This is a genomic window from Pontibacter fetidus (genome assembly GCF_010119545.1).
In the GTDB taxonomy this organism is placed as follows: Bacteria; Bacteroidota; Bacteroidia; order Cytophagales; family Hymenobacteraceae; genus Pontibacter; species Pontibacter fetidus.
The window spans coordinates 47,826-74,522 of record NZ_JAAEAA010000009.1 but is presented as its reverse complement, the minus strand read 5'-3'; the positions used below and the strand labels follow the sequence as shown (position 1 = coordinate 74,522).

25 protein-coding genes are annotated in these 26,697 nt (G+C 45.3%); 19 read left to right on the top strand and 6 right to left on the bottom strand.

The window, feature by feature from the left end:
- Nucleotides 1-55: 55 nt before the first annotated feature.
- From efp to GWO68_RS08550, 4 genes are all read left to right on the top strand, one after another.
- The gene (gene efp, locus GWO68_RS08565; RefSeq protein ID WP_162346021.1) at nucleotides 56-619 is read left to right on the top strand and encodes an elongation factor P; all 564 of its coding nucleotides are present in this window, start codon (nucleotides 56-58) and stop codon (nucleotides 617-619) included.
- 3 nt (nucleotides 620-622) lie between these two features.
- Nucleotides 623-1,111, top strand: a complete 489-nt coding sequence (accB, locus tag GWO68_RS08560; protein ID WP_162346020.1) for an acetyl-CoA carboxylase biotin carboxyl carrier protein — start codon at nucleotides 623-625, stop codon at nucleotides 1,109-1,111.
- Nucleotides 1,112-1,226: 115 nt separating this feature from the next.
- On the top strand, nucleotides 1,227-2,573 hold the full coding sequence (gene accC / locus GWO68_RS08555) for an acetyl-CoA carboxylase biotin carboxylase subunit (protein ID WP_162346019.1): 1,347 nt from the start codon (nucleotides 1,227-1,229) through the stop codon (nucleotides 2,571-2,573).
- Nucleotides 2,574-2,749: 176 nt separating this feature from the next.
- Nucleotides 2,750-3,187, top strand: a complete 438-nt coding sequence (locus GWO68_RS08550; protein ID WP_162346018.1) for a hypothetical protein — start codon at nucleotides 2,750-2,752, stop codon at nucleotides 3,185-3,187.
- A gap of 79 nt (nucleotides 3,188-3,266) precedes the next feature.
- Here GWO68_RS08550 and GWO68_RS08545 read toward each other — a convergent pair whose 3' ends face one another.
- Together GWO68_RS08545 and GWO68_RS08540 are read right to left on the bottom strand one after the other, a co-directional pair.
- On the bottom strand, nucleotides 3,267-3,842 hold the full coding sequence (locus GWO68_RS08545) for a DUF3109 family protein (RefSeq protein ID WP_162346017.1): 576 nt from the start codon (nucleotides 3,840-3,842) through the stop codon (nucleotides 3,267-3,269).
- An 858-nt stretch (nucleotides 3,843-4,700) separates the two neighbouring features.
- On the bottom strand, nucleotides 4,701-6,380 hold the full coding sequence (locus GWO68_RS08540) for an ankyrin repeat domain-containing protein (RefSeq protein ID WP_235941998.1): 1,680 nt from the start codon (nucleotides 6,378-6,380) through the stop codon (nucleotides 4,701-4,703).
- 278 nt (nucleotides 6,381-6,658) lie between these two features.
- On the opposite strand from GWO68_RS08540, the gene GWO68_RS08535 reads away from it, so the two are divergent.
- The 7 genes from GWO68_RS08535 (at nucleotide 6,659) to GWO68_RS08505 (ending at nucleotide 15,175) form a co-directional block, all read left to right on the top strand.
- Nucleotides 6,659-8,911: an ATP-dependent helicase gene (locus GWO68_RS08535; RefSeq protein ID WP_162346016.1), complete on the top strand. Its 2,253-nt coding sequence runs from the start codon at nucleotides 6,659-6,661 to the stop codon at nucleotides 8,909-8,911.
- Nucleotides 8,912-9,088: 177 nt separating this feature from the next.
- Nucleotides 9,089-9,760: a DUF4290 domain-containing protein gene (locus GWO68_RS08530; protein WP_162346015.1), complete on the top strand. Its 672-nt coding sequence runs from the start codon at nucleotides 9,089-9,091 to the stop codon at nucleotides 9,758-9,760.
- A 3-nt stretch (nucleotides 9,761-9,763) separates the two neighbouring features.
- Nucleotides 9,764-11,068, top strand: coding sequence for a UDP-N-acetylglucosamine 1-carboxyvinyltransferase (murA, locus tag GWO68_RS08525; RefSeq protein ID WP_162346014.1), 1,305 nt, complete (start codon nucleotides 9,764-9,766; stop codon nucleotides 11,066-11,068).
- Between the two features lie 236 nt (nucleotides 11,069-11,304).
- Nucleotides 11,305-12,414 carry a hypothetical protein gene (locus GWO68_RS08520; RefSeq protein ID WP_162346013.1) on the top strand — a complete coding sequence of 370 codons (1,110 nt, stop codon included), beginning with the start codon at nucleotides 11,305-11,307 and terminating at the stop codon, nucleotides 12,412-12,414.
- A 141-nt stretch (nucleotides 12,415-12,555) separates the two neighbouring features.
- Nucleotides 12,556-12,984, top strand: a complete 429-nt coding sequence (locus GWO68_RS08515; protein WP_162346012.1) for a DUF1810 domain-containing protein — start codon at nucleotides 12,556-12,558, stop codon at nucleotides 12,982-12,984.
- Nucleotides 12,985-13,214: 230 nt separating this feature from the next.
- Nucleotides 13,215-14,057 carry a 1,4-dihydroxy-2-naphthoyl-CoA synthase gene (locus GWO68_RS08510; protein WP_162346011.1) on the top strand — a complete coding sequence of 281 codons (843 nt, stop codon included), beginning with the start codon at nucleotides 13,215-13,217 and terminating at the stop codon, nucleotides 14,055-14,057.
- A 326-nt stretch (nucleotides 14,058-14,383) separates the two neighbouring features.
- On the top strand, nucleotides 14,384-15,175 hold the full coding sequence (locus GWO68_RS08505; protein WP_162346010.1) for a DUF4349 domain-containing protein: 792 nt from the start codon (nucleotides 14,384-14,386) through the stop codon (nucleotides 15,173-15,175).
- 342 nt (nucleotides 15,176-15,517) lie between these two features.
- On the opposite strand, the gene GWO68_RS08500 is transcribed toward GWO68_RS08505, so the two are convergent.
- The gene (locus GWO68_RS08500) at nucleotides 15,518-16,723 is read right to left on the bottom strand and encodes a THUMP domain-containing class I SAM-dependent RNA methyltransferase (RefSeq protein WP_162346009.1); all 1,206 of its coding nucleotides are present in this window, start codon (nucleotides 16,721-16,723) and stop codon (nucleotides 15,518-15,520) included.
- A 284-nt stretch (nucleotides 16,724-17,007) separates the two neighbouring features.
- On the opposite strand from GWO68_RS08500, the gene murB reads away from it, so the two are divergent.
- From murB to GWO68_RS08480, 4 genes are all read left to right on the top strand, one after another.
- A complete protein-coding gene (gene murB, locus GWO68_RS08495; RefSeq protein WP_162346008.1) occupies nucleotides 17,008-18,024 on the top strand; it encodes a UDP-N-acetylmuramate dehydrogenase in 1,017 nt (338 codons plus the stop codon).
- 252 nt (nucleotides 18,025-18,276) lie between these two features.
- Nucleotides 18,277-18,705: a hypothetical protein gene (locus tag GWO68_RS08490; protein WP_162346007.1), complete on the top strand. Its 429-nt coding sequence runs from the start codon at nucleotides 18,277-18,279 to the stop codon at nucleotides 18,703-18,705.
- A gap of 165 nt (nucleotides 18,706-18,870) precedes the next feature.
- Complete coding sequence (locus GWO68_RS08485) at nucleotides 18,871-19,287, top strand: hypothetical protein (RefSeq protein WP_162346006.1); 417 nt, start codon at nucleotides 18,871-18,873, stop codon at nucleotides 19,285-19,287.
- Between the two features lie 201 nt (nucleotides 19,288-19,488).
- Nucleotides 19,489-19,854: a hypothetical protein gene (locus GWO68_RS08480; RefSeq protein ID WP_162346005.1), complete on the top strand. Its 366-nt coding sequence runs from the start codon at nucleotides 19,489-19,491 to the stop codon at nucleotides 19,852-19,854.
- A gap of 70 nt (nucleotides 19,855-19,924) precedes the next feature.
- On the opposite strand, the gene GWO68_RS08475 is transcribed toward GWO68_RS08480, so the two are convergent.
- The gene (locus GWO68_RS08475) at nucleotides 19,925-22,324 is read right to left on the bottom strand and encodes an endonuclease MutS2 (protein ID WP_162346004.1); all 2,400 of its coding nucleotides are present in this window, start codon (nucleotides 22,322-22,324) and stop codon (nucleotides 19,925-19,927) included.
- Between the two features lie 157 nt (nucleotides 22,325-22,481).
- Between GWO68_RS08475 and GWO68_RS08470 the strand changes: the two genes are divergently transcribed.
- The 4 genes from GWO68_RS08470 to chrA are packed head-to-tail and all read left to right on the top strand — an operon-like array spanning nucleotide 22,482 to nucleotide 25,479.
- The gene (locus GWO68_RS08470; RefSeq protein WP_162346003.1) at nucleotides 22,482-22,937 is read left to right on the top strand and encodes a YhcH/YjgK/YiaL family protein; all 456 of its coding nucleotides are present in this window, start codon (nucleotides 22,482-22,484) and stop codon (nucleotides 22,935-22,937) included.
- 14 nt (nucleotides 22,938-22,951) lie between these two features.
- Nucleotides 22,952-23,494: an energy transducer TonB gene (locus GWO68_RS18025; protein WP_162346002.1), complete on the top strand. Its 543-nt coding sequence runs from the start codon at nucleotides 22,952-22,954 to the stop codon at nucleotides 23,492-23,494.
- A 24-nt stretch (nucleotides 23,495-23,518) separates the two neighbouring features.
- Nucleotides 23,519-24,358 carry a sulfurtransferase gene (locus tag GWO68_RS08460; protein WP_162346001.1) on the top strand — a complete coding sequence of 280 codons (840 nt, stop codon included), beginning with the start codon at nucleotides 23,519-23,521 and terminating at the stop codon, nucleotides 24,356-24,358.
- A 5-nt stretch (nucleotides 24,359-24,363) separates the two neighbouring features.
- Nucleotides 24,364-25,479 carry a chromate efflux transporter gene (gene chrA / locus GWO68_RS08455; protein WP_162346000.1) on the top strand — a complete coding sequence of 372 codons (1,116 nt, stop codon included), beginning with the start codon at nucleotides 24,364-24,366 and terminating at the stop codon, nucleotides 25,477-25,479.
- Between the two features lies 1 nt (nucleotide 25,480).
- Here chrA and GWO68_RS08450 read toward each other — a convergent pair whose 3' ends face one another.
- Together GWO68_RS08450 and GWO68_RS08445 are read right to left on the bottom strand one after the other, a co-directional pair.
- A complete protein-coding gene (locus GWO68_RS08450) occupies nucleotides 25,481-25,798 on the bottom strand; it encodes a hypothetical protein (protein ID WP_162345999.1) in 318 nt (105 codons plus the stop codon).
- Nucleotides 25,799-25,805: 7 nt separating this feature from the next.
- Nucleotides 25,806-26,621, bottom strand: coding sequence for a CPBP family intramembrane glutamic endopeptidase (locus GWO68_RS08445; protein WP_162345998.1), 816 nt, complete (start codon nucleotides 26,619-26,621; stop codon nucleotides 25,806-25,808).
- Between the last annotated feature and the right edge of the window lie 76 nt (nucleotides 26,622-26,697).

The following is a 26,697-nucleotide window of genomic DNA, read 5'->3' as shown; positions in this document are numbered from 1 at the left end:
TTTTGCGCTATACTTTTATCGTTTCATTTAAGTACAACACGATTCAGAATACTATATGGCAACCACAGCTGATATTAAAAATGGCGTTGTGATCGAATACAACAACGACCTGTACCAGGTAATAGATTTCCAGCACGTAAAGCCAGGCAAAGGCCCTGCCTTTGTAAGAACCAAACTAAGAAATATCAGAAGTGGTAAAGTATTAGACAACACGTTTTCGGCAGGCCATAAAATTACAACTGCCCGTGTAGAGCAGCGTCCGCATCAGTTTATATACAAAGATGACATGGGCTATAACTTTATGGACATGAGCACTTTTGAGCAGGTAACGTTGCCGGAAGAAATGGTGCCATTTGCTGACCTGATGAAAGAAGGCCAGGAAGTAACCATCCTTTTCCATGCTGAAACCGAAAGCCCGCTAACCTGCGAGATCCCTCCTTTTGTAGAGTTAACCATAACTTACACAGAGCCGGGCCTTAAAGGCGATACCGCAACAAACGCATCAAAACCAGCCATAGTAGAGACAGGCGCAACTATACAGGTGCCGCTTTTCATTGGCCAGGACGAAAAAATAAAAGTAGACACTCGTACTTATTCTTACGCAGAAAGAGTAAAATAACACATGAAAGCTAAAGAAATCCAGGACCTTATCGACTTCATCGCCAAATCCGGCCTGAACAAAGTCAACATCGAAACAGAAGAATTTAAGATATCGGTACAGCGTGATGCTGCTCAGAAGGTAAAGTATGTAAGTGAGCCATCTCACCATGCTGCACCTGCTGCTCCAGCTCCGGTAGCTGCTGCACCTCAGGCTGCTCCGGCAGCTGCACCAGCTGCTCCTGCGGCCGCTCCGGCATCCGACGACAGCAAGTATGTTGCCATTAAGGCGCCAATGATCGGTACGTTCTACCGCGCTGCCAGCCCAGAGTCTCCTATCTTCGTGAATGTGGGTGATGAGGTGAAAAAAGGCCAGGTGATCTGTATCATCGAAGCCATGAAGCTGTTCAACGAGATCGAGTCTGAAGTATCAGGTAAGATCGTGAAAGTGTTGGTAGATAACGCCACACCAGTTGAGTACGATCAGCCTCTGTTCCTGGTAGATCCAAGCTAATATCCTAATTTGAAAATTTGGAAATGAGAAAATTTGGAGATGGAGATGGTCTTATAAACCTCTCCATTTTCATTGTTCATAATTTTCAAATCTACAAATCTCCTAATCTGACATTATGTTTAAGAAAATATTAATTGCCAACCGGGGCGAGATTGCGCTGCGCATTATTCGTACGTGCAAAGAGATGGGTATAAAAACAGTAGCTGTTTATTCTACTGCCGACAAAGAGAGCTTACACGTGCGCTTTGCGGATGAGGCTGTTTGTATCGGTCCAGCGCCAAGTTCTCAGTCTTACCTTAACATTCCGCACATTATTGCTGCTGCCGAAATCACTAACGCAGACGCTATTCACCCGGGTTATGGTTTCTTGTCTGAGAACGCTGAGTTTTCGCGCATTTGTGCTGAGAACAATATTAAGTTTATAGGTGCCTCTCCTGAGATGATCAACCAGATGGGTGATAAAGCTTCAGCGAAAGATACCATGAAAGCTGCTGGCGTACCAACTATACCAGGTTCTGATGGTTTGCTAAAGAACTTTGAAGAAGGTATAAAGCTGGCTAAGAAGATCAAATATCCGGTTATCATTAAAGCTACTGCCGGTGGTGGTGGCCGTGGTATGCGTATCATTAAAGAGGAATCTGAGTTCGAGAAAATGTGGAACGATGCCCGTACAGAAGCTGCTGCAGCGTTCGGTAACGATGGCATTTATTTGGAGAAATTCATTGAAGAGCCGCGCCACATCGAGATTCAGCTGATCGGTGACCAGCACGGCAACGTAGCTCACCTTTCTGAGCGTGATTGCTCTATCCAGCGTCGCCATCAGAAACTGGTTGAAGAAACACCATCTCCGTTTATTACCGATGATCTTCGTGAGCGCATGGGCCAGGCTGCTATTGCAGGAGCCAAAGCCATTAACTACGAAGGTGTTGGAACAATAGAGTTCTTGGTAGACAAAAACCGTGATTTCTACTTTATGGAGATGAACACGCGTATCCAGGTAGAGCACCCGATTACCGAAGAAGTAATTGACTACGACCTGATTAAGGAGCAGATTAAGGTAGCTGCCGGTGAGCGCATTACTGGTAAAAACTACTATCCTAAAATGCACGCCATCGAGTGCCGTATCAATGCCGAAGATCCTAAGAACGGTTTCCGCCCTAGCCCAGGTAAAATTACCAACCTGCACGTACCAGGCGGCCACGGTGTTCGTGTAGACTCGCACGTATATTCTGGCTATTCTATTCCGGCCAACTACGACTCAATGATCGCTAAACTGATTGTGAGTGCACAGACCCGTGAAGAAGCTCTTGTAAAGATGAAGCGTGCCCTGAGCGAGTTCGTAATTGAAGGTATTAAAACAACAGTACCTTTCCACTTGAAACTGATGGATGACCCAGGCTTTAAAGAAGGCAACTTTACAACTGCTTACCTCGAGAATTTCGATTTTAAAGCGCTTGACTAAGCAGCTTAAACTATAGCATGAAAAGCCGGTGCATTCGTACCGGCTTTTTTATTGACTAATCTTTACTTAACATAACTTTACAACTTGATACTTTAATGAACGATTATGAAAGTATAGCGATATAACTATATTTATTTTATATTTGAAGTATACTACTTATACCAAAACAAAACTTAATGAAACACATTTTACTCCGTAGCATACTTGCTCTCTTTGTACTTGTAAGTATAACTTCTTGCAGTAAAGATGAACCGACACCTGATTATGAGAAGTTACTGACAGCCCATACTTGGGTTAAGGGAAATATTAGAGCGGAAAGTGACAACAAGGAGGCGTTAGAACTGTTTCAGGGATACTTAATGCTTTACGATGATTATAAAATTACTTTTAATGCAGATAGTACCTATACAATAAATGGAGGCACAGGTACCTGGGAATTATCTGCTGATAAGAAGAAAATAATGTTTAATCAGGCTTCTTGGAATAAAACTAACTGGCCAATACACGAATTAAAAGCTAATTCTTTAAAGGTAAGCTGGAAGTCCCGTTTTATGACTGCAGAAAATGTTGTTTACGAAGCCACGATTTATCTAGATCTAATACCTCAGCATTAACATAGTATTGATAAGAAAGCATAAAAAAGGGAGACAAGTATAAACTTGCCTCCCTTTTAAATTTTAAACCTGCTATAGTTTATGCTTTCGCTTCTTCAGCTTCCATCAGCTGCGTCAGTTCATTATACCAGCCTTCACCATACTTGCGGATAAGTGGCTCTTTAAGGAACTGGTAAACTCTTACACCAAGCTCTTCGCCAAAATTACAGGCAGCCGCGCAAATACTCCAGCGGTCATAGTTCAGGGCTTCAAAGTCATCATACTTGGTTATACGGATAGGGTATAAATGGCAGGAGATCGGTTTTTTCCAGCTGATTTTGCCATCGTAATAGGCTTGTTCAATCGCACATTTCAGGATACCTTTCTCGTCGTACAGTGCATAGGCGCACTCCCGGTTTTCTATAGTTGGCGTGGAGTAATCACCTTCAAAATCGGTAATGTATAAGCCTTGTTCTTCTACAGCCAGCTTGCCGGCACCGGTCATGTATGGTTTAATATGCTCGTAACTGTCGGCAAGTATAGCCAGCTCGTCTTCTGCCAGAGGAGCGCCCAAATCACCTTCCACGCAGCAGGCACCTTTGCATTTCTCGAGGTTACAAACAAAAAATTTATCGCGGATGTCGTCGCTGATTACGGTATTCTGAAGGACTATCATGATTCTGTTAAAATAGTGCTTTATGTGCACTTAAGAGAGACAAAGGTAACGAGAAAATAGTTTATTGTTATAACTAGCCTTATAGGTGAATTTGTAGTTTCCCAAAGACCTGGAAGCGTGCGTAGCTCCTGCTAGCGTCTATTGTTCTATAGTTTCTTTATTGTCATTTCGAGTTTAGCGAGAAATCTATTACAGCTTTTAGTTTAAGTCCTTATTTGCTTGCACCAAGCTATCCTTTCAATTTACTTCCAATCTTGGGAGCTTTACTCACCTATCGTTTCAATCCAGCTTTGGTGCCCTCACGGCGGGGGTAGGGGCCCTCTTCAAGGGAGGCCCCGTCTTTGGGCATCGCGCTGCTGCCTTCTTGCTATCCTCGTGCCTCGGATTGGCTCACGCCACCGCAACAAATCAAAGGCGCTCAACCCAAAGACTGAGATCAATTCGATAGCTAAGCTTTAGTTGATATTGATACTTTATAGTTGCATAGCTTGATCGTGGTCGTAGGTCCGTAGGGCCAGGTCGCGACCTGTCCGATCTTGGTCTGTAACTATAAATACAAAAATGCTAACTATAGCAAAGGAAAGAGCTCCTTCCCCTGTTTCTAGGGGAAAGTTGGGATGGGGTAAAAACTCCCCGCCTTAGACTATCGAGAACTAGAGTTAGAAGGTAGCGAGCGTAGCGCTGAGGGTCAGGGGTGGTTGGATAACACGAACTATAGAACGTTAAGCGCAACTATAGCAGGACCGGTTAATTCCTCGGAGCCTTTGGAAAACCTTCGAGCATTTAAAACAAAAAAGGTGAATGCGTTTTACACAATCACCTTTTTAAAATCTCATCATCTATACTTACTCTAAAAGCTTAATTCTTCTTTTGCGGCGATCCGGCAGCCATCAGGATATTGGTTACGTTTTCCTGTTTGGTATAGTCTATAGCTGCTTTACCAGCCTGATCGAGCAATTTAGGATCTGCACCGGCTTGCACGAGGGCAAGTATAATTTCGAAATCAGAGTTTAGTTCGCATGCCAGCATTAAAGGTGTTTTGCCATCGTTGTTCTGGATATTGGGGTTCGCACCTGAAGCAAGCAGTTTTTCCAGCTCCATAATGCCAATGTGCTGCCCGTTTGTTGATTGTAGTGCCGCAGTAAGGGCTGTGTTACCTTCGTTGTCTTTTATGTTCAGGTCAGCTTTATACTTTAGCAGCGTGTCCAGCAGTTGCACCTGCTCCTGCTCAAACAACTGCGAATTAGCTATACGGGCTCCGATTACAGTATAATGCAAAGCAGTTTTTCCTTTTTCGTCTTTTGCATTAACATCAGCACCATTTCTCAGCAACATGCCAACCATAGCCGGGCGAACTTCAGGCTCATATACTACACCGAAATCTTCCAGCAAAAGGGGCAGGTACACAGTGTGCATTAAAGGGGTACGCTTACTCAGTTCCTCAGCATCATAATCATCAGGCACGGCTAAGGTGTTTACATTGGCCTTATTTTTAAGCGCACGCGCCAGCATATCAGGGTTTCGCATAATAGATGCAATTACTAGCTTCTGATCGGCTGTCTGGTTCATATAACGGAGCTGCTCGTAAGCACTTACACTACCCTTCGAAATGGCCTGGCGGTATAGTTTGCGGGCTTCTTCCAGGTTTGGCTCGCCTATAGTTCCTTCTTCGTAAAGCAGGCCCAACGTGTAAAGCGCTTCGCGGTCGCCGGCCTCTGCCCCTTTTTTAAGCCAGAAAAGCGCTTTCTCTTTGCTTGGCTCCACTCCTTCCCCATCCAGGTATAAATTTGCCAGAAAAGTATAAGCTACCACATCTCCTTTGTTAGCAGCACGGTTCAGGTAGTTATAGGCGTACCCTAAATCTTTCATTTCGCCATAGCCGGTGTAGTACATACTACCTAGCATACGGTTGCTAAATGCATCGCCTTCCACAGCTTTCTCCCGGATAACTATAGCGGCTGTGCGCATCTTCTGCAAAAAATTCTCTTTATCTTCTTCCGTACGCAGGACCATCATTTCTGCCATACCCAGTTGCCCCAACGGACTGTTCTCTTCTAAGGCACGTTCAAAATAATACTTTGCCGAATCGGCGTTAGCTGAAAAGAATTTAGTCCGGTTCTGAAGCTCAGTTAAAGTATCGATCTGTACATTATCATATTTCAGCTCGCGGTACTGGTGCATGCGGCCTAAAAAGTATAAAGCTTCCGGTTCGCCCTGTGTTGCAGCTTCTCTGAACTTAACTTCGGCTTGCTTATAGTTTTGTGACGTGTAAAGTGCCATTGCTTCCTGCATGGCTGGTGTTTTCCAGATAAGTTTTTCGGGAGCTTTTGCTACCGGCTTAGCTGCTATAGTTGCGGTATTTGCTTTTTGGGCTGAAGTTGCCTTTTGCGTGGTAGCAGTTTTCTTTTCAGGAGCTTTGCCGGTTTTTTGTGTCGGTTTACTTTGTGCCGGGCTTAACTGCGCGCTAAAAACGAACAGGGCAAGCAGCAATAGTTTTTTCATGGCAGGTATAGTAGAGCAGTATTTTTGATAGATCATCTGTATAAATTCTTCTTATTCAGAAGCATGTTATAAAGCAAAAGTAGCCATAACCTGCTTCTAATTCAAATGGGCAAGTATAGCCATCATTCTGCTTACAATATTCGGGCCTGTTTAGTTAGCCTGTTTTAAAACGCTTTTAAGGTTAGTATTGTTCATGAGTAGGCAGTGGCAAGCATAGCCGCTGTTACACATATCAATTTACAGCATCGGTTCTGAAAACGGATTAGTATTCGTAAATTGCATCACAATAAAAAGACGCACGCGGAAGAGAAGAAATGGATTATATCAGTTTATTGAACGAGTCGCAACGCAAGGCGGTATTGCACACCGATGGCCCGGCCATGATCATAGCGGGTGCCGGCTCAGGCAAAACAAGAGTGCTTACTTACCGGATCGCCCACCTTATCAGCATTGGGGTCGATCCGTTTAACATACTGGCCCTGACCTTTACCAACAAGGCGGCCAAAGAAATGCGCCATCGTATCGAGAAAGTGATCGGTAATGAGGCCAAAAACATCTGGATGGGTACGTTCCACTCGGTTTTCTCGCGCATCCTTCGCGCCGAAGCCGACAAAATTGGCTACCCGAAAAGCTTTACTATTTACGACACTGACGACTCCAAAACACTCATTCGCAATATTGTGAAGGAGATGAACCTGGACGACAAACTATACAAGCCAAACGTGGTGCTGGGCCGCATTTCGTCAGCTAAAAACAAACTGATCTCGCATAAGCAATACCTAAACGACCCGGTAATACAAGCCGACGACGAAGCTGCCATGCGCCCCAAAATAGGTAAGATCTACGAGCAGTACCAGAACCGCTGCTTTAAGGCTGGCGCGATGGATTTCGATGACCTGTTGTTCCAGACCAACGTGCTTTTCCGCGACCACCCCGATGCTCTGAACAAGTACCAGAACATCTTTAAGTTTGTGATGGTGGATGAGTACCAGGATACAAACTACTCGCAGTACCTGATCACACGTAAGCTGGCTGCCCAGAACCGTAATATTGTGGTGGTAGGTGATGATGCGCAGTCTATCTATGCATTCCGTGGTGCCGATATCCAGAACATCCTGAACTTTGAACGCGACTACCCCGAGCTGGAAGTATTTAAGCTGGAGCAGAACTATAGATCAACCAAAAACATTGTGCATGCGGCTAACTCAGTTATAAAAAATAACTCCGCGCAGCTGAAGAAAGATGTTTATACCGACAATGAACAGGGTCCGCTGATTGAAGTTATAAAAGCGAACTCAGATAACGAAGAAGGCAAACTGGTGGCAACAACCATCTTTGAAGAAAAGATGAACAACCACCTCTCCTACGACGATTTTGCTATACTTTACCGCACCAACGCGCAGTCCAGGGCCATGGAAGAAGCCCTGCGCCGCATGAACATCAAGTACAAAATTGTAGGTGGCCTGTCGTTCTATCAGCGAAAAGAAATTAAAGACCTTATTGCGTACCTGCGCCTGACCGTTAACCATAACGATGAGCAGGCGCTACGCCGCGTTATAAACTACCCGAAACGCGGCATTGGCGAAACTACAGAGTCGAAGCTTTTTGTAACAGCTGATGAAATTAACCACAGTGTTTGGGAAGTAGTACAGAACGCCACCGAGTTTTTAGGCAACCGCGTGGGCACGGCTATCGAAAACTTCTCGATGATGATCCGGGAATTCGCGATTATGGCTGAACAGAACGATGCCTTTGAAGTTGCCAAGCATGTAGCCAAGCGCTCAGGTATAGTAGATGACCTGTACCAGGATAAAACCGTAGAAGGACTTGCCCGCTACGAGAACATCCAGGAATTGCTGAACGGTATAAAAGAGTATGTAGACGACCCGGAGAAGGAAGACAAAAGCCTTTCTGCGTTCCTGCAGGACATTGCCCTTATTACCGACGCTGATACCAAAGCAGATGAACAAGGCGAGCACGTAACACTTATGACCATCCACTCGGCTAAGGGTTTGGAGTTTAAGAATGTGTTTATAGTTGGAATGGAAGAGAACCTTTTCCCGAGCCAGATGATGCTGAACTCCCGCGCTGATCTGGAAGAAGAACGCCGCCTGTTTTACGTGGCCATTACCCGTGCCGAAAAGAAACTATACTTAACTTATGCTACCAGCCGCTACCAGTGGGGCAACCTGCGTGCCTGCGAAAAGAGCCGCTTCCTGGATGAAATCGATCCGAAGTACCTGAACTTTAAGTATGGCGACTCTGGGAATACGGCAATCAATAGTGTGTTTGAGCGCGTACTACAGCGCAAGAGCAGCATCAGCAGTCTGGTGCAGCCACCGGCACGCAAACAAGCCGCTACAGCCTACACCGCTCCTGCCGACTTTACCCCTAGCGATACCAGTAACCTTGCTGCCGGCATGAAGGTAGAACACCCTAAATTCGGTTTCGGCGTAGTAACGCTGGTAGACACCCAGGGCAACAGTGTAAAAGCAACTATAAACTTTGATGAGGTAGGCGAAAAGACCCTGCTCCTGAGCTTTGCCAAGCTGCGTATACATGCGTAATTAGAAATTGTGAATTAAAAATTGGAAATTAGGGCTTTAGCGAATGTATACCTGACTGTACTTTTCCGGTACTGCTCATAACTTCTTGTTCAAAATCCGTAATTCTATAGTTGCACTACGTGTAATATTTATCATTTCTAATTTCTAATTCATACTTTTGAATTTATATAAAATCTAATGGAAGCAAGTACCTCCTTTAAACAAGACCTGTTGCTGCGCGAATACGGCCGTAACGTACAGGACCTTGTTAACTATATATTAACTGTACAAGACAGGGCTGAGCGTACGCGCTTATCACAGTTACTGATTAACCTGATGGCCAAGCTAAACCCGCAGCTGCGCGACACACAGGACTACCAGCAGAAACTATGGAACCACCTGTATGTGATGTCAGGCTCGCAGCTCGATGTGGACGCTCCTTACCCGCTTAGCGCCATGGAGTACCTGAACGATAAACCGCAGCGCATGCGCTACCCGCTTGAGGTACCAAAGTATAAGCACTATGGCCAGAACGTAGAATTGCTGATACAGCGTGCCACCGAACTGGAGGACGAGAAAGAGCGCGAAGCAGCCATTATCTCTATCGGTAAACTGATGAAAACGCTGTACCGCTCTTATAACAAAGACAGCATTACCGACGATGTGATCCTGACGGATATCCGCCAGTTATCGAAAGGCAAACTGAACATGGATTTGGCTTACATTGAGAGCAATAACCTGTTTGAGTCTAATGTGGGAGGTGGCAGCAACCGCCAGGATAACCAGCAGCGCAACCAGCAGCAAAACCGCGGCGGCGACAACCGCAACCGCAACAAGAATACACGATCTTCCAATCAAAGAAATAAATAGTAAATGGCTTCATTCGAAGTAATTGGTGGTAACAAATTAAAAGGCGAGATAATACCGCAGGGAGCAAAAAACGAGGCATTGCAGATACTTTGTGCTGTGTTGCTGACCTCCGAAACTGTTACCATTTCTAATATCCCCGACATCCGGGACGTAAATAAGCTTATCGAATTACTTCAGGGTTTAGGAGTAGCTGTAGATAGAATTTCTGCTGATACCTACACTTTCCGTGCTGATAACGTGGACTTGGATTACCTGGACACCGATGCGTTTGTGGCACAGGGCCGTGCTATCCGTGGTTCGGTTATGATCGTGGGTCCGATGCTGGCCCGATTTGGTAAGTCTAAAATGCCAAAACCGGGTGGCGATAAAATTGGCCGCAGAAGACTGGACACGCACTTTGAAGGCTTTGAAAAATTAGGTGCTAAGTTTACTTACAATGCTGCTGATAACTTCTTTATAGCTACTGCGGATAAGTTAAAAGGCGCTTATATGCTGCTGGATGAAGCTTCGGTAACAGGTACGGCTAACATACTGATGGCTGCTGTGCTGGCCGAAGGTACAACCACTATCTACAACGCCGCCTGCGAGCCTTATGTGCAGCAGCTTTGCCGCATGCTAAACCGCATGGGTGCTAAAATAAGCGGCATCGGTTCTAACTTGCTTGTAATTGAAGGCGTGGAAAAACTGGGCGGCACGGAGCACCGCATGCTGCCGGATATGATCGAGATCGGTTCGTTTATTGGCCTTGCTGCCATGACCGGCTCTGAGATAACTATAAAAGACTGCCAGATACCGGAGCTTGGTTTGATACCGGACACGTTCAGAAGACTGGGTATTAAAATGGAGTTCCGTGGTGATGATATTCATATTCCGGCGCAGGACCATTACGAGATCGATACTTATATTGATGGTAGCATCCTGAACATATCGGACCATACCTGGCCGGGCTTAACTCCTGACCTGCTTAGCGTAGCGCTGGTGGTAGCTACCCAGGCAAAAGGTACAGCGCTTATCCACCAGAAAATGTTTGAGAGCCGCCTGTTCTTTGTTGATAAACTGATCGACATGGGTGCCCAGATCATTCTTTGCGACCCACACCGCGCTACGGTTATCGGCCATAACAACAACATTCCGTTACGCGGCATCCGTATGACGTCGCCGGATATTCGTGCCGGTGTAGCCCTGTTGATTGCAGCACTTTCCGCAGAAGGTACCAGCATTATCGATAACGTAGAACAAATCGACCGCGGTTACCAGAACATTGATGGCAGACTAAACGCGATTGGCGCACAGATCAGAAGAATATAACAACTATAAACTATATTTTAAGATTAGGAGAGCACTCAGTAATGGGTGCTCTTTTTGTTGCCTGAAACGGAACGCCTAAACTATAGCTTAACCACTCATTCAAGAGAGAGTTACTGAAAAAATTGTATTGTATTGTATTGTATTGTATTGTATTGTATTGTATTGTATTGTATTGTATTGTATTGTATTGTAATTATCTTCGGGAAATTTTTCACACTTTTAGCCAAATACATTTTATGAACAAACTTTTACTCTTAGCCACATTCCTTTTTTGTTCCCTTTCTGCTTTTGCCCAGATACAGTCTGAGCAGGGTAAAGTAGTGCTTACTGACGGGCGAACTATAGAAGGTAAAATTGCTTACTATTACGACAACCCGCTTACACTTAATGTGTATGATGCCAACAATAACAAGCAAACATTTGCCCCTAAAAATATACAGGAAATAACACTTAACAACGGTGAGCGCTATGTAGCAAAGCCTTACACCTCACCTTTCGAAACCAGTACCTTAATTTTCCAGGTGGTTGTATCATCTGATAAAATAAGCCTGTATAAACGTGAAGCAGCCAACCTGGAGTTTTATGCTTACAAAGATGATGTGGCGCACAAACTTGAGAATAATGAAATAACAGTAACCGAAGCTAGTGGCAAGCGCTACAAAAAATTCGACTATAAATATGTAGGCACACTTACCACGTTAATGCAGGATAGAGCCGACCTGATAGAAAAGATACAGAAAACCGACTTTACTGAAAAAGGATTAGCGTCTGCCATTACAGCTTATAACAACGGAAACATAACGTATTATTTTGCGTCTGAAGTTGCTGTAGAGAAAAAACCATACTGGGTAGCTTATGCCCATTTCACGAACCATGCTACTTTTTTAGAAGATGAAACGACAGGACCATCCAGAGGATACCAGGTAGGCGCGCAATATTACTTCTCAGCTAAAAGCCGTAACTCTTTCCGTATTGGAATTGATGTGTCCAACTACGAGTTTGAGAGAACAGTTTACAAAAATTATACTACAGATAAAATAAAATGGACGGATAAGCGTAAGTCGTTGTCGTTTAAATACCAGTATGATTTTGTGAAACAGGAGAAAATGAAAGTATACCTGCTGGCCCATTTGTTTGAGGTAGGAACTGTACAGGAAACTTCGGAAGAAATTGGTTATGAAGGAGAAGTAGAGACTACATTATGGTTGCGTATGAGCCCCGGTGCAGGTTTAGAATATAATGTAACTGATAAGATGTCTGCCTTTGCCGAAGCCAACAACATGCTGCGTTTCAAGCAAGTTCCTAAGAACTTTAGCATAGGAGTTAAGTATTCCTTCCTGAAGTAAGAAGCTGTTTTTGTTTTAAGCCCGGTTATCGAAAGTATAAAACTGTACTTTCAGTAACCGGGCTTTTGCTTTACAAACTAAACTATAGTTTACCTAAGTTGTAAAAGAACAGTGCAACAACTATAAACTTAAAACCGCAACATGACCTACAACTATAACCTGAACCGATTTGTAGAAGCCCAGCAGTCAACCTACCAAACTGCTTTATCTGAGATCAGAAACGGCCGGAAGCGGAGCCATTGGATGTGGTTTATTTTTCCGCAGGTAGCTGGTTTGGGGTTTAGCGAGACATCTCAGTTTTACGCCATCAAAACTATAGACGAAGCTAAGGCATACCTGCATCACCCTATTTTAGGAAAGCGTTTGGCAGAGATCTCAGAAGCATTGCTAACTATAGCTGGCAAAACGGCCAACCAGGTTTTCGGCAGCCCCGATGATTTGAAACTAAAATCCAGCATGACCTTATTTGCGGCTGTTAGTGATGAAAATCCGGTATTCCGGAAAATACTGGAAAAATATTTTGATGGACAGCAAGATGCTAAAACGTTGCAGCTTTTGGAAAACAATTAACTCCAAAAGATAGAATTACTATGGCGCGAGCGTCCTCGCTCGTGTCTAACTATAGTTGGGCCTCTGGCCCGCATGAATTCTAAATCAGCATAAACTATAACTATAAAGTGGCCAGAGGCCACCCTATACCTGTCACGAGCGAGGACGCTCGCGCCATGTTGTTATAAGCTATCTAAAACCATTTGAGCTAAACTATAGAATACCTTACCTTTGAGGCAAATAATTGAGATATGAGCAAAGCAAATTGGAAAACCGTTAAGGAATACGAAGATATAACTTATAAAAAAGCTGACGGCGTGGCCCGTATCGCTTTTAACAGACCAAATGTGCGCAATGCGTTCCGCCCTAAAACAGTGTTTGAGCTGTTCGATGCGTTTCTGGATGCCCGCGAAGATACAAGTATAGGTGTAGTGTTGCTTTCTGCGGAGGGCCCTTCTACAAAAGATGGCGTTTATAGTTTCTGCAGCGGCGGCGACCAGAATGCACGTGGTTTTCAAGGGTATGTAGATGAAGGTGGAATTCCGCGTCTGAACATACTGGAAGTGCAGCGCCTGATCCGTTTTATGCCCAAAGTGGTGATTGCTGTAGTTCCGGGCTGGGCAGTTGGGGGCGGCCATAGTTTGCACGTTGTCTGCGACCTGACACTGGCCAGCCAAGAGCACGCAATTTTTAAACAGACCGATGCCGATGTAACCAGCTTTGATGGTGGTTATGGTTCAGCTTACCTGGCTAAAATGGTAGGTCAGAAACGTGCCCGCGAGATCTTCTTTTTAGGCCGCAACTACTCTGCCCAGGAAGCTTACGATATGGGCATGGTAAACGCTGTTATCCCGCACGACGAGTTGGAAGACACTGCTTACGACTGGGCTCAGGAAATACTGGCAAAATCACCAACCTCAATCAAAATGCTGAAGTTTGCCTTTAACGCGACCGACGATGGCATGGTAGGCCAGCAGGTATTTGCCGGCGAAGCCACCCGTTTAGCGTACATGACCGAAGAAGCGAAAGAAGGCCGTAATGCGTTTTTAGAAAAACGTAAACCGAACTTCAAAAACATTCCGTGGATATCGTAACTTACCTCTGAGCGTAAGGTCGTTTCATTCTCTTTTTTGTCATCCTGGAAGAATCTTGTAGGTTAATAGCATTGGCTTAACCAACCTATCACCAAGTTTCCCAGATAAAACTCAGGATCGTTGACTTAACAGAATGATCTTATAGCTTTATTTACCAGAATGAAACGCCTTGCTCCGAGGAAGTGAATTACACTAACACAAAGACCCGTTACTCTCCTGTAGCGGGTCTTTGCTTTATATAGTTTGTTAGCAACTAACTTGCGCTTTAGTAACGGGTTACCTAACTATAGTTTATTGCATAAACAGTTAACTAACCCCTAACCAACATGCGCTCGTACCTATACTTTGTTTTCGCCCTTTTGCTGCTTGGCACCATGAGTTGTAATTCCGGTACTGAAACAGAACAAGTCTCGCCGGCAGTTGCCAGTTTAGACCTTGCTCCTCCACAAAGCCTCCCAGACCGCAAACTAAAAAAAGAAGCAACCATCCGTTTTCAGGTGCAGGACCTGCGCGAAAGCAGCACTAAAATTGAAGCACTTGCAGCTACGTATGGCGCTACCATTACCAACAGCCAGACCTATAGCCAGGAAGAATTGATTGAAAGCAACTTTACTATAAAAGTTACCCCCGAAAAACTAAACACCTTGCTTACCGCTATACAAGGCGAGAGTATTTACCTGGATAATAAAAGCATTTCGGCGGAGGATGTAACCTTGCAGTATGTAGATGTGGAAGCCCGCATAAAAGCCAAACAAGCTGTAAAACAAAAGTACCTGGAGCTGCTAAACAAGACCACCAACGTACAGGAAATACTGGCAATTGAAGTTGAATTACAGAAAGTACAGGAAGAATTAGAAGTGGTGCAGGCACAAATGAAGGCGCTGCAGCAGCAGGTAAACTATAGCACTATAAATTTAACCATGTACCAGTTGGTGCCAGCATCATATTCCGACAGAACCAGCTTCTCTACCCGTACCATTTCTGCTCTCTCAGGTGGCTGGCGATTGTTTAAAGATTTACTGATCGGTCTGGTTTATATCTGGCCTTTACTTATAGTTGCAGTGGCGGCTATAGTTGGCGTGCGATGGTATAAGGGTAAACGCCGTGTGACTATATAGAGTAAGTTGTGAGATTTAAACTTATTAAAGTTTAATGCGCGAAAAGTATGATGGCGCGAGCGTCCTCGCTCGTGACTTACTATAGTTGGGCGTCCCGCCCACTTTAATTAAATATAGTATGGCTCTACATTGACCCTCGCTCGCGTCCCGCATGTGTGGGCTACATACGGCCTCTGGCCGCTTTAAACTATAGTATTACTACATACTGTAAATGTTCAATCATCGACATTGCAACTCAAAATATAAAGGGGCCAGAGGCCCCGCTATAATACGTCACGAGTGAGGACGCTCGCGCCATGTATCATGCCTTTTTATTTATGTTTTAGAAACTATTAACCATAGTTAATCTTTCTGCTCTTCTCCCCTTTTGCTACCGCCGTATAGTTCATATTTCAGCAGGCGGCAATCTATGGCACCATTGTAAAGTGGGGTGCGTCGAGAGGCGCGCAGGCCTATACTTTTGGCTGCATCCAGGTTACCGGTAAATACAAAGGCATCAAAACCCTGGTAGTTGTTCTTCAGGGTGTCGCCTATGTTCTTGTAAAGCAGGTTGATGTCGTCGGAAAGAATACGTTCGTTGTAAGGCGGGTTCATCACTAAAACACCGTGTTCGGTTGGGGCATTGGTTTTGAAGAAGTCTGCTTCCTCCACTTTAATCACGTGCTCCAGGCCGGCGTTGGCAATGTTGGTGCGGGCTGCCTCTACGTAATCCGGGTCTATATCATAGCCAATTATTTCGGCCTGTGGTTCGCGTTTTTCCTTGGCTTCGGCAGTGCGCCACACCATCTCAAATAGCTCTTTGTTGTAGTCTTTCCAGTTTTCAAACCCAAAAGGGTCGCGGCGGAACAAGCCCGGGGCAATGTTCTGTGCCATCATAGCAGCCTCGATCAGGAAAGTACCGGAACCGGCCATCGGGTCTATAAACGTTGACTTTTTATCCCAGCCTGAAAGCGAAATGATACCGGCTGCCAGCACTTCGTTTAGCGGCGCTACGTTAGTCTGCAAACGATACCCGCGGCGGTGCAGCGAATCTCCCGACGAATCTAGCGACAGCGTTACCATGTTTTCGTGCATGTGCAGGTTCAGGCGCACATCCGGTCTGATGCGGTCAACAGACGGGCGCTCGCCGGTCTTTTTACGGAACTGGTCAACTATAGCATCTTTGGTAAGCTGGGCCACAAACAGCGAGTGCTCAAACGTAGAATGGCTTACCACAGCATCTATAGCAAAGGTCTGGTCCAGGTCAAAATACTCACTCCAATTGGTTTTCTGTACTTGTTCATACAGGTCGTCTTCGTTGCGGGCCTTAAAATTACGGATCGGCTTTAGAATACGGATGGCGGTACGGCACCACAGGTTGGCTTCGTATAACTGGCGCAGGTTACCCGAACAAGAAACCACACGGTTGCCCACTTTAACATACTCCATATCGAGGGCGCGCAGCTCATCGGCCAGCACTTCTTCCAGGCCGGCAAGCGTGGTAGCTATAATGTTAAAATTCTCGGTTTGTTTCTGCTTCTGCTTCGGTTTAAAATTCGGTTTCGCCATATCTGTCGTTTGTAATGCCGCAAAGATAGCTGGAAGAGTTAAGAGTTGAGAGTTAAAAGTTAAGAGTGCTTATTATAAACCGAATCATTAAACGGGCACTAACATGCTTTTCGATGCTGAAACTATAGTTCAGGGTACGGTTATAGTTCGGTTATATTTTATTTGTATTAGTAGTAATGTATACCGATAAAAATTCGATCCCAGCTTAAGCTACCCTCTAACTCTTAACTCATAACTTTTAACTCTTAACTCCTAAAGCTATCTTTACGGCAAATTATCCGCCTATGAAACTGCAGTCTGATTTTTCGCTTAAGCCTTTTAATACATTTGGGATCGATGTAAAAGCCAAGCTTTTTGCCCGATTCGATAGTGTGCAGGAACTTCAGGAACTGTTACAGCTCTCTGAACTGAAGCAGGAACCAAAACTGATACTTGGCGGCGGTAGCAACCTGCTTTTTACAAAAGATTTTGAGGGCGTGGTACTGCAAAATGGCATAAAGGGCATTGAGATTATCCGCGAAGACGAAAACTATAGTTACATAAAGGCCGGTGGTGGCGAAGTATGGCACGAGTTTGTACTGTATACATTAGAACATAACCTGGGCGGCGTCGAGAACCTGTCGCTGATACCGGGCACGGTTGGCGCAGCTCCCCTGCAGAACATTGGCGCCTATGGCGTAGAGTTGAAAGATGTGTTTTATGAGCTGGAAGCCGTAAACCAGGAAACTGGCCAGACACAGGTATTTACCAACCAGGATTGCCGCTTTGGCTACCGCGAAAGTGTATTTAAAAATGACCTGAAAGGCCAGTTTATCGTTACCTCGGTTACGTTCAGGCTACACAAAAATCACCAGCTAAACACCAGCTACGGCGCTATCAAAACCACCCTGCAGGAGATGCAGATCACACAGCCAACCATACAGGATGTAAGCGCAGCCGTGTGCCATATTCGCCAGAGCAAACTGCCCGACCCGAAACAGCTAGGCAATGCCGGCAGCTTCTTCAAAAACCCTGAGATACCGATCATCCTATACGACATCCTGAAAGAACAATACCCTGACATGCCGGCTTACCCGGTATCAGAAATGACCGTGAAAGTACCGGCCGGCTGGCTGATTGAGCAATGTGGCTGGAAAGGAAAAGTAATAGAAAACTATGGCGTGCACAAAAACCAGGCGCTGGTGCTGGTAAACTATGGCGGGGCCTCCGGCGAAAAAGTACGCCAGCTGGCATACGACATCATTCACTCTGTAGAAGAAAAATTTGGCATAAGCCTGCACCCCGAAGTAAACATCATGTAAACTATAGTTACCACAGGTTTTACTGATAAGCTCACAAAACTATAGTTACCGTAATAAATGCTACCCCACACCCGGGTAGCATTTATTTTTTCTGAACATTTCGTTTTGGTAATCCGTACTTGCCAATTCAAGAGAAACACAACTATACTAACCAGAAGCCTGCTCCCGTTTAAGCATTATGCTACCCGCAACCAATGCAGGCCGGTTACTAAACAAATCATTATCACCTATTATTTATCTTAAATTAAGACCATGAAAAAACTACAGTTTCTGAGCTACCTTTTTGCAGCCTTGTTGATGTTTACAACTGTTAGCTGCGACGACGACGATGATAACGACAATGTGAATCCTGATAAAGAAGCGCTGCTGCTAGCAGATGTTTGGACAGGTAGCAAAATATACCTTGGCGGCCAGGACGTAACCGAAGATTACAAAGACATTTTTGATGTAACTACTGTATCGGTTAAATTTTACGAAGACGGCACCTATACTTTCGACATGGATGGCACTGCCGAAGATGGCACCTGGGAATTTGCAAACAACCAGACACAGGTACTGTTAGATAAGGGCACTGACGACGAGGAACTGGTAGACATAAACAAACTGACTGCCACAGAACTTTGGGCCGAAGGCGACCTGACGGGCATGGGCCAGGATGTAGAGATCAGGTTTGTTCACTAAGCCGGCACCATTTTAAAACTGAAAGGCTTCTCTGTAACGGGGAAGCCTTTTTTGGTACCATCCGGTATAAATCTGCTTTAAAACACATCGAAATTCAGCTTTTTAAGTACACTTACTTTACCAGTCTTTCCCCTGATTTAAAAGTTAAACCTAAACGCATATTTTATGACCAGACACCAATTACGCTACTTTTTATGCGCCATACTTTTTACGTTTATGCTGGCAGGTTGCGGCAAAGACGACGATGACGACAACGCTACACCAAACCTGAAATACCTGACAGACGGCGACTGGACAGGCGATGCCATTTATTTAGATGGTGTTGATGTAACCGACGAGATACTGGATGAACAGGGCTTTGATATTACGGAATACCTGCTGGTGTTTGAAAGAGATGGCTCGTACCTGGAGCGCTACAACGGGCAGATACAGGCGGAAGGTAAATGGGAATTTGATAACAGCGAAAGAATAATAGTGTACGACAGGGGCACCGATGACGAATACTCTATCGTTATCTCTAAATTGGATCAGGATGAATTCTCGTTTGTGCAAAGCGGATATGAATTCAGGTTCAGGCGGTAAAGCTACTGTTCTGTAAAAACGCAAAAAGCTCCTGGTTAAGGAGCTTTTTTTTGTTAAAAAAAATCTTGATTAGTTAAATTTTAGTATTGTATATGCAGCTTGTGTTATATATATTTGTCTAAATATTAAATTTTTCAATTTTTAGCTAACCCTTATTTATACAGACTACGTTTACTTTCTATCCTGTTTGTTGCCTTAGTAATGACTGCCCTTACAAGTTGCAGCAAAGACGACGACGCAGCTCCATCGTCACAAGCTTTATTAACAGCTAAAGAGTGGCAGGGAAACAAATACCTAATAGACGGACAGGATATGTCGAGCTTTCTTGACATTGACCAGATGTACTGGAAGTTTAACACAAACGGTACGTATACCATGAGAGCTGATGGTGATTCAGAAAACGGAACCTGGGAGCTTACTTCTAACAACCAGAAATTGTTATTGGATGGTGAATTTACCCTGGACATTGTAAAGCTAACCAACACTGCCCTTAACGTGAAATACGAAGATGAGGACATAGAATCAGGTGAATCATATACAGTTGAAATACGCTTTATCCGCGACTAGTTTTAACTATAGCACATAAAAAAGGCTCCCATAACCGGGAGCCTTTTTTATGTGCTATAGTTTATAGTTGCTACTTTAAAACGGCCAAAGTCGCACCATCGCCACCACGCTCTTCGGCTTCGCTGCCCAGGCTGGCTACTTCCGGCACCGAGTACAGGTAATCGCGCACCACTTGGCGCAATATACCATTGCCACGGCCATGAATGATCTTGATCTCCGGGATACCCAGCATAATGGCTTCGTCGGTAAAGTTCATCACTTTGTTCAGCGCGTCTTCAGCGTACTCCCCTCGTATATCTATGGTATTTCCGAAATCGGCCATGCGTTGCGTAATGTTCATACCGCGTGTATAGCCTTCTTCAGCTTTGACTGCTGCTTTTTTCTGCTTGGCCACCTGTGCTTCCACACGTTCCAGGTTTTCAACTTTAACTATAGTTTTAAGGCCACCAAACATAACCTCCGCCGTCTTGCCTTTTATACTTACAATCTTGCCCACCGAGTCCTGACCAATAAGGCCTACATTGTCGCCTTCTTTTAAAGGGCCACTGGCGGTTATGCGTTTATGAGCAGGTCGTGGTTCTTCTTTACGCACCTGTTCGTTGGCAAATGTTTCAAGGTCGCGGCGTGCTTCTTTGGTCTTTTCTTTTTCGGCCTGGCTTTGCTTTATCTGCTGTATAGTTGCTTCAATTTTCTGGTTGGCATCTTTTAGTAGCAGTTTGGCTTTGCCTTTGGCTTCGCGCATTACGTCCTGCTTGCTCTCCTCCAGGAAATTTTTCAGGTCGTTGTATTCTTTTACATTGCGCTTCAGCTTCTGCTCTAGTTTAGTAGCTTCGTGCAGTTTCTTTTCCAGTTCCTGCTTTTCAGTTTCAAGTTCTTCCAGTAAGCGGTCGTAGCGTATTTTGTCTTTCCCTACCAGGCTACTGGCTTTATCAACTATAGCTTTCGGCAACCCAATCTTACGGGCAATCTCAATGGCAAACGACGAACCCGGTTTTCCTATCTCCAGTTGGTAAAGCGGCGCTAGGTTTTTATGGTCGTAGCGCATAGCGCCGTTTACAATGCCCGGTGTTTTCTCGGCAAAGTTTTTCAGGTTGGTATAGTGCGTTGTTATCACACCGTAAACTTTACTGTTATTAAGCGTCTGCAACACGGCTTCGGCAATCGCACCACCTAGCACTGGTTCTGTACCTGTACCAAATTCATCTATCAGCACCAGGCTTTTACTGTCCGCCACCGTCACAAATTTCTTCATGTTGGTCAGGTGCGAACTATAAGTACTCAGGTCGTTCTCAATAGACTGCTCATCCCCGATATCAATGAAAATATCATGGAAAATACCTGCTTCAGAACCATCGGCAACCGGAATCAGCATACCTGTTTGCAGCATGTACTGCACAAGGCCTACCGTTTTTAAGCTCACCGATTTACCACCTGCGTTTGGGCCTGAGATCAGAAGTATGCGCTGGTCGCGGGTCAGTTCCAGGTCCATGGGCACGGTCGGTTTACCCAACTGGCGATGCGACAAGTATAAAAGCGGGTGAATGGCTTGTTTCCAGGCGATGTGCGGAAATTTATGCAGCGTTGGCATCGTAGCTTCCACGCGACGCGCAAAAGCAGCCTTGGCTCTTATAAAGTCCAGCAAACCCAAATACTGGTAAGCCTTGCGCAGTTCCGGAATGTGGTGGCGTAGCGTATTGGTAAGGCCCGTTAAAATACGGATCAGCTCGCGGTGATACGCATTCTCAAGGTCTTTAATATCGTTGTTCAGCCCAAAAATTGACTCCGGCTCGATGTAAACCGTTTGCCCGGTGTTCGACTCATCGTGGATCAGGCCTTTTACCCGGCGCTTGTGCTCGGCAATAACAGGTATCACCAAACGACCGCCGCGTATCGTTGGCTCGGCATCATCGGGTGTCCAGCCTTCGTTTTTGGCGTGACGGATGATGGAACTGATTGTTTTACGAAGCGCAGCCTGCTGTGAAATCAGGTCGCGTTTTAAGCGTTGTAGTTCGGGGGTGGCATCGTCGCGCACGGTACCGGCATCGTCTACCACTTTATCCAGGGCAGCAATCAGCGAACGCTCTACGGTCACGTCGGCGCCCAGTGCTTTCAGGGCTTCAAACTTTCCTTCTTCGGTGCCCGAAATAAAGCGCTGCGAATCCCGGATGGTACGCAACGACATCTTGATCTCAAAGAACTGAATTACATCCAGGAAAGTACCCGGAATAGCGGCTCTGTCGAGGTAAGCGTTTACATCGAAATAATGACTCAGCGGAATCTCGGCATCAGACTCGAGCAGTTGTTTAAATTCGTTGGTTTGTTGTAACAGTCGCTGCACCAGGTCGTGGCGGTTCAGGAACTGCATGCGGTTTACGAACTGGCGGCCCAGCGGACTTAAGCAAAGCTCAGACAGCATTTCACGCACTTGCGCAAACCCGATCTTTATTTCAAAATTTTCTGGATAGATCAATGGATATCTCTTAATTTAAGGCAAATTTAGCATTTTATAACAAGTATAAACGGGTGTTTCGTTCGATTTGATAGGATAAGAGTTTCATACTTTTACAACTGTTTATACTCACTTTCTAACTCTCTAACTTTTTAACTTTCTAACTTTCTAACTTAAAATGGTTCTCGATAAACTTGCCAATGCCGACCGTTATGTTTGCATGCATCCGCTTTTTGCACAGGCTTTTAAATTTTTACAGGAAACCGATCTGGCAACTATAGAAACCGGTGTTTTGGAGATTGAAGGCAAAAAACTGTTTGCTATAGTTTCAGAAGCTGCCGGCGTTACCAAAGACAACTATAAGCTGGAAGTACACCGCAAGTACATCGACATACAGTACGTTATCTCCGGCACCGACCACATGGGCCGGAAAGACCTGGCCCTCTGCGCTGAACCCAACGACCCTTACAACGAAGAACGCGAAGCTGCTTTTTTCCCCGACAAAACAGACAACTGGTTTGATGTGCCGGCTGGCTCTTTCACTGTGTTCTACCCGGATGATGCCCATGCAGCTATGGTTACAGGTGAGCGTGTGGTGAGGAAAGTTGTGCTGAAAATTGCTGTGGAAGGATAAATTTTGTATACCTAGTGAAAGTATTTAACAACATTCTTTTAGCTGGAGCTATACTTTGCTGTACAGCTTGTATCTCAACTAAAAGAGATGTAATAGCAAAAGAGCAGCCGGGTGAACCGGGCAAAACGGAACCGCTTGTTGCAGTCAAAATATACTCCCCTGACGAGCCCAATGCGCCGATACCAGATGAAGCTCCGTCTATTCCTCTGCCTTCTGTAGCACAGCAACGCGCAGAAGCCATGACCGACACTACTATTTTTACGCGCCTGGAAACTGAGCCTACCTTTAATTACAAGGGGAAAAACGCAACAACTTACATCAGCGAGGAAATAGCAAGAATAAAAGAAGCGTATACTATAACACAAAAAGGCATTGTAAATCTAAAACTTGTGGTGGAACGGGATGGTTCTTTAACCAACCCGGTTGTTTTACAAACCAATTCAGAAATCCTGACAAAGAGCTCGCTAGCTATACTTAGCCACATGCCCTATTGGCGGGCGGGGTCCTTAAACGGTTTCCCCAGACGCGCTTATGTAACTTTGGAATTTAATTGGTAACGAAAGTATAAACCAAAACCTGTTATGAAGCCACTTATTACACCAAAGCAATTAGCTGACCTGTTACCTGAAAAGAACCTGGTTTTAATTGATGCCCGAACAGGCCCTAAGGCAAAGGAAAACTATAGTTCAGAGCATTTGCAAGGCGCACTTTTCGTGGATCTGGAAACAGATATGGCGCACAAAACGGCAGACCCAGCAGAAGGTGGGCGGCACCCATTACCGGATATACAAACTTTTGCTGAATTGTTAGGCAAACTTGGTATTAGCCCCGAGAGCCATGTAGTGGTTTATGATGATAAGAATGGGGCTAATGCGGCTGCGCGGTTCTGGTGGATGTTACGTGCCATCGGGCATACAAAAGTGCAGGTGCTGGATGGCGGTTATGCAGCTGCACAAGCAGCCGGCGTGCCCGTAAATTCCGGTCAGGAAACAACTATAAAACAGCCTCCTTACCCGCATACCACCTGGCAATTACCAACAGCTACTATAGCCGATGTAGAACAGGCATCTCGAGACCAAAATGCGTTGGTAATAGATGTGCGTGAAGCAGCCCGCTACCGTGGCGAAACCGAACCGATCGATCTTGTTGCCGGTCATATTCCGGGTGCAGTTAACATTCCGTTTGCAGGTAATCTTGCTACTGATGGTACTTTTTTACCTGCTGAAATCCTGCAACACAACTATAAAAAGGCACTTGGCACCCGCACTTCCGCAGATGTGATCGTGCATTGCGGCTCCGGTGTTACAGCCTGCCATACCATACTGGCCATGGAGCAGGCCGGCCTGGGCATTCCAAAACTATACGTAGGCTCCTGGAGCGAATGGTCCAGAATGGGCAGGCCAATAGCTACCGAACTATAGTTTCAATGAATATAGAATTAAAAGAGCTTACAAAGTTATTCCTGAAACTGGGCTTTATAGCCTTTGGCGGACCGGCAGCCCACATCGCCATGATGCAGGACGAAGTGGTCGTGAAAAGGAAATGGATGAGCGAACAGCACTTCCTGGACCTGATCGGGGCTACCAACCTGATACCCGGCCCTAACAGCACCGAACTGGCCATCCACATTGGTTACGACCGTGCCGGCTGGCGGGGCTTGCTGGTAGCAGGGCTTTGCTTTATACTTCCGGCTGTGTTTATTACAGGCTGCTTTGCCTGGCTTTACAAAACGTACGGGCAGTTGCCACAACTACAGCCTTACCTCTATGGCATTAAACCCGCTATTATCGCCATTATACTTGCTGCTGTATTTCCGCTGGCCAAAAAATCACTAAAGTCGGTTACGTTGTATGTGATTGGTTCTCTGGCTTTAGGACTGGCTATAGTTGGCGTGGGCGAGATCTATGTGCTGTTCGGGGCTGGATTTGTAGCACTGCTGCTCGCCCTGCTCCGTCAGAAACACATTCCTACAAGGCTGCAGAGCATAGCTATCGTTCCGCTCTGGCAGGTGGCCCTCACAGCCAGCAATACCAAACTGTTCTTTATTTTTCTTAAGATCGGAGCAATATTGTACGGCAGCGGTTATGTGCTTTTTGCCTTCCTGGATACGGAACTAGTTTTAACCGGGCTTTTAACCAGGCAGCAACTGATTGATGCCATTGCCGTGGGGCAGTTTACGCCGGGACCGGTTTTCTCGTCGGTTACCTTTATCGGCTATCAGCTAAATGGCTGGAGTGGTGCTGCAGTAGCAACTATAGGTATTTTTCTACCCTCTTTTGTATTTGTAGCCCTGCTTAAACCTATTGTAAAGTACATGCGCAACTCGCCTTTAATGGCTGCTTTCCTGGATGCTGTAAATGTGGCGTCGGTAGCGGTTATAGTTGCCGTTTGCTTAGAAATGGGCAAAGACACCATTACCGACTGGCGAACTATTGTTATTGCCCTGGTAAGTATAGCCATTACCTTCGGCTTCCGGAAAGTGAACAGTGCGCTTGTGGTTATTGGCGGCGCGTTGCTGGGGTATCTTTTAACCTTGCTTTAAACTATAGTTTGTCTGCCTGTAAGGTGGCTATAGTTTCATCCAGCAATGCAGTAGCCTGCTCAAACTTCCCTTGCGGAAAAAACTCAGCACTGATTTTAAGAATAGCGAACAGGTGGTTCCTGAGTTTTGCTTCGTTTATAGTCTCCCCTTTCAGGGCATCCTGGGTTAAGTGCAGGGCAAGGTCGGCCAGTAATAACCTCCGTTTTTCCAGCCACTCGGGAGTACCTTTATGAATAGCTGTTTCGGGATAAAAGGATTCTACTTTAGCATGAGCGGCATCAACAAGCTCTAACACTTTATTTCTGTTTTCAGAATTCATCTTTTCTTTAGGTCAGCTTAGTTTCAGGTAAATCGGTAGCTATAGTTTGCTGAGGTTCCGGAGCTGCAACATGCCTGTTTCGAAGGAGCAGGTACACCAAGGGCAGTAACAGGGCAGTTATCGTTAAACCTACATATTCATACATGGTGCCGTCCGTAAAATTCTCCATTTTAAAGATTCCCTGGCCATCAAAACCGGCCATTACCCTGTACAACATGTTGCTGCCAAAGTGTATACCTATGGCCATCCAGATGGCGTTGGTTTTCAGAACTGTATAAGCAAGTGCAAGACCAAGCAGAGCCGAGAAAACAATATTCTGCCAGCCAAAGCCCTCATTCCAGAAATCGTCTGCCACATAAAGCACTGTAGTTACCAGCATAAACCATTTCAGCAGGTTCTCTTTTTTAAGGTAGGCAAACCAATAACCCCGGATCATGATATCGTTTATAGCTGAAACCAGCAACATTCCCAGCAGCGCCTGCGCCAGCATTCCAACTATAAACCCGGTATCCATCAGACCTGTTACCTCAAATTTACCCAGACTATAGTATACCAGGTATTTAAGTCCCCAGACAGCCGCACCAACTATAAAACCAAGTCCTAAATCACTCATCCAGCCTTTCTGCATGGGCAGGCCAAAGCTATTTATACCTTTTAGTCCAAGCAGGTAGCGGGCAACTATAAAAGCAAGTAAAAAGAAACCGCCGGCATACATCAGCCACGGTAACACATCGAGCTGAACCAGTTTGGGGATGCCGTTGAAATAGAGGTTCAGCAGTATAAACCCGATTATCCAGAGTGGTAAGGAAATCTTATTTTTCATAGTTGAGGGGATTGAAGGCGAGCAATTTAAACAAAAAGTCCTTCCCTGTATATAGCAGGAAAGGACTTTCTTATTT

What these genes read in the sequence shown, in the direction of transcription:
- GWO68_RS08450 (WP_162345999.1), bottom strand. Translation starts at nt 25,798, where the DNA reads ATGAATTCTGAAAACAGAAATAAAGTGTTAGAGCTTGTTGATGCCGCT.
- efp (WP_162346021.1), top strand. Translation starts at nt 56, where the DNA reads ATGGCAACCACAGCTGATATTAAAAATGGCGTTGTGATCGAATACAAC.
- chrA (WP_162346000.1), top strand. Translation starts at nt 24,364, where the DNA reads ATGAATATAGAATTAAAAGAGCTTACAAAGTTATTCCTGAAACTGGGC.
- GWO68_RS08490 (WP_162346007.1), top strand. Translation starts at nt 18,277, where the DNA reads ATGAAAAAACTACAGTTTCTGAGCTACCTTTTTGCAGCCTTGTTGATG.
- GWO68_RS08485 (WP_162346006.1), top strand. Translation starts at nt 18,871, where the DNA reads ATGACCAGACACCAATTACGCTACTTTTTATGCGCCATACTTTTTACG.
- GWO68_RS08545 (WP_162346017.1), bottom strand. Translation starts at nt 3,842, where the DNA reads ATGATAGTCCTTCAGAATACCGTAATCAGCGACGACATCCGCGATAAA.
- GWO68_RS08540 (WP_235941998.1), bottom strand. Translation starts at nt 6,380, where the DNA reads ATGATCTATCAAAAATACTGCTCTACTATACCTGCCATGAAAAAACTA.
- accC (WP_162346019.1), top strand. Translation starts at nt 1,227, where the DNA reads ATGTTTAAGAAAATATTAATTGCCAACCGGGGCGAGATTGCGCTGCGC.
- GWO68_RS08505 (WP_162346010.1), top strand. Translation starts at nt 14,384, where the DNA reads ATGCGCTCGTACCTATACTTTGTTTTCGCCCTTTTGCTGCTTGGCACC.
- accB (WP_162346020.1), top strand. Translation starts at nt 623, where the DNA reads ATGAAAGCTAAAGAAATCCAGGACCTTATCGACTTCATCGCCAAATCC.
- GWO68_RS08480 (WP_162346005.1), top strand. Translation starts at nt 19,489, where the DNA reads ATGACTGCCCTTACAAGTTGCAGCAAAGACGACGACGCAGCTCCATCG.
- GWO68_RS08520 (WP_162346013.1), top strand. Translation starts at nt 11,305, where the DNA reads ATGAACAAACTTTTACTCTTAGCCACATTCCTTTTTTGTTCCCTTTCT.
- GWO68_RS08510 (WP_162346011.1), top strand. Translation starts at nt 13,215, where the DNA reads ATGAGCAAAGCAAATTGGAAAACCGTTAAGGAATACGAAGATATAACT.
- GWO68_RS08535 (WP_162346016.1), top strand. Translation starts at nt 6,659, where the DNA reads ATGGATTATATCAGTTTATTGAACGAGTCGCAACGCAAGGCGGTATTG.
- murB (WP_162346008.1), top strand. Translation starts at nt 17,008, where the DNA reads ATGAAACTGCAGTCTGATTTTTCGCTTAAGCCTTTTAATACATTTGGG.
- GWO68_RS08530 (WP_162346015.1), top strand. Translation starts at nt 9,089, where the DNA reads ATGGAAGCAAGTACCTCCTTTAAACAAGACCTGTTGCTGCGCGAATAC.
- GWO68_RS08550 (WP_162346018.1), top strand. Translation starts at nt 2,750, where the DNA reads ATGAAACACATTTTACTCCGTAGCATACTTGCTCTCTTTGTACTTGTA.
- GWO68_RS08500 (WP_162346009.1), bottom strand. Translation starts at nt 16,723, where the DNA reads ATGGCGAAACCGAATTTTAAACCGAAGCAGAAGCAGAAACAAACCGAG.
- GWO68_RS08445 (WP_162345998.1), bottom strand. Translation starts at nt 26,621, where the DNA reads ATGAAAAATAAGATTTCCTTACCACTCTGGATAATCGGGTTTATACTG.
- GWO68_RS08470 (WP_162346003.1), top strand. Translation starts at nt 22,482, where the DNA reads ATGGTTCTCGATAAACTTGCCAATGCCGACCGTTATGTTTGCATGCAT.
- murA (WP_162346014.1), top strand. Translation starts at nt 9,764, where the DNA reads ATGGCTTCATTCGAAGTAATTGGTGGTAACAAATTAAAAGGCGAGATA.
- GWO68_RS08515 (WP_162346012.1), top strand. Translation starts at nt 12,556, where the DNA reads ATGACCTACAACTATAACCTGAACCGATTTGTAGAAGCCCAGCAGTCA.
- GWO68_RS08460 (WP_162346001.1), top strand. Translation starts at nt 23,519, where the DNA reads ATGAAGCCACTTATTACACCAAAGCAATTAGCTGACCTGTTACCTGAA.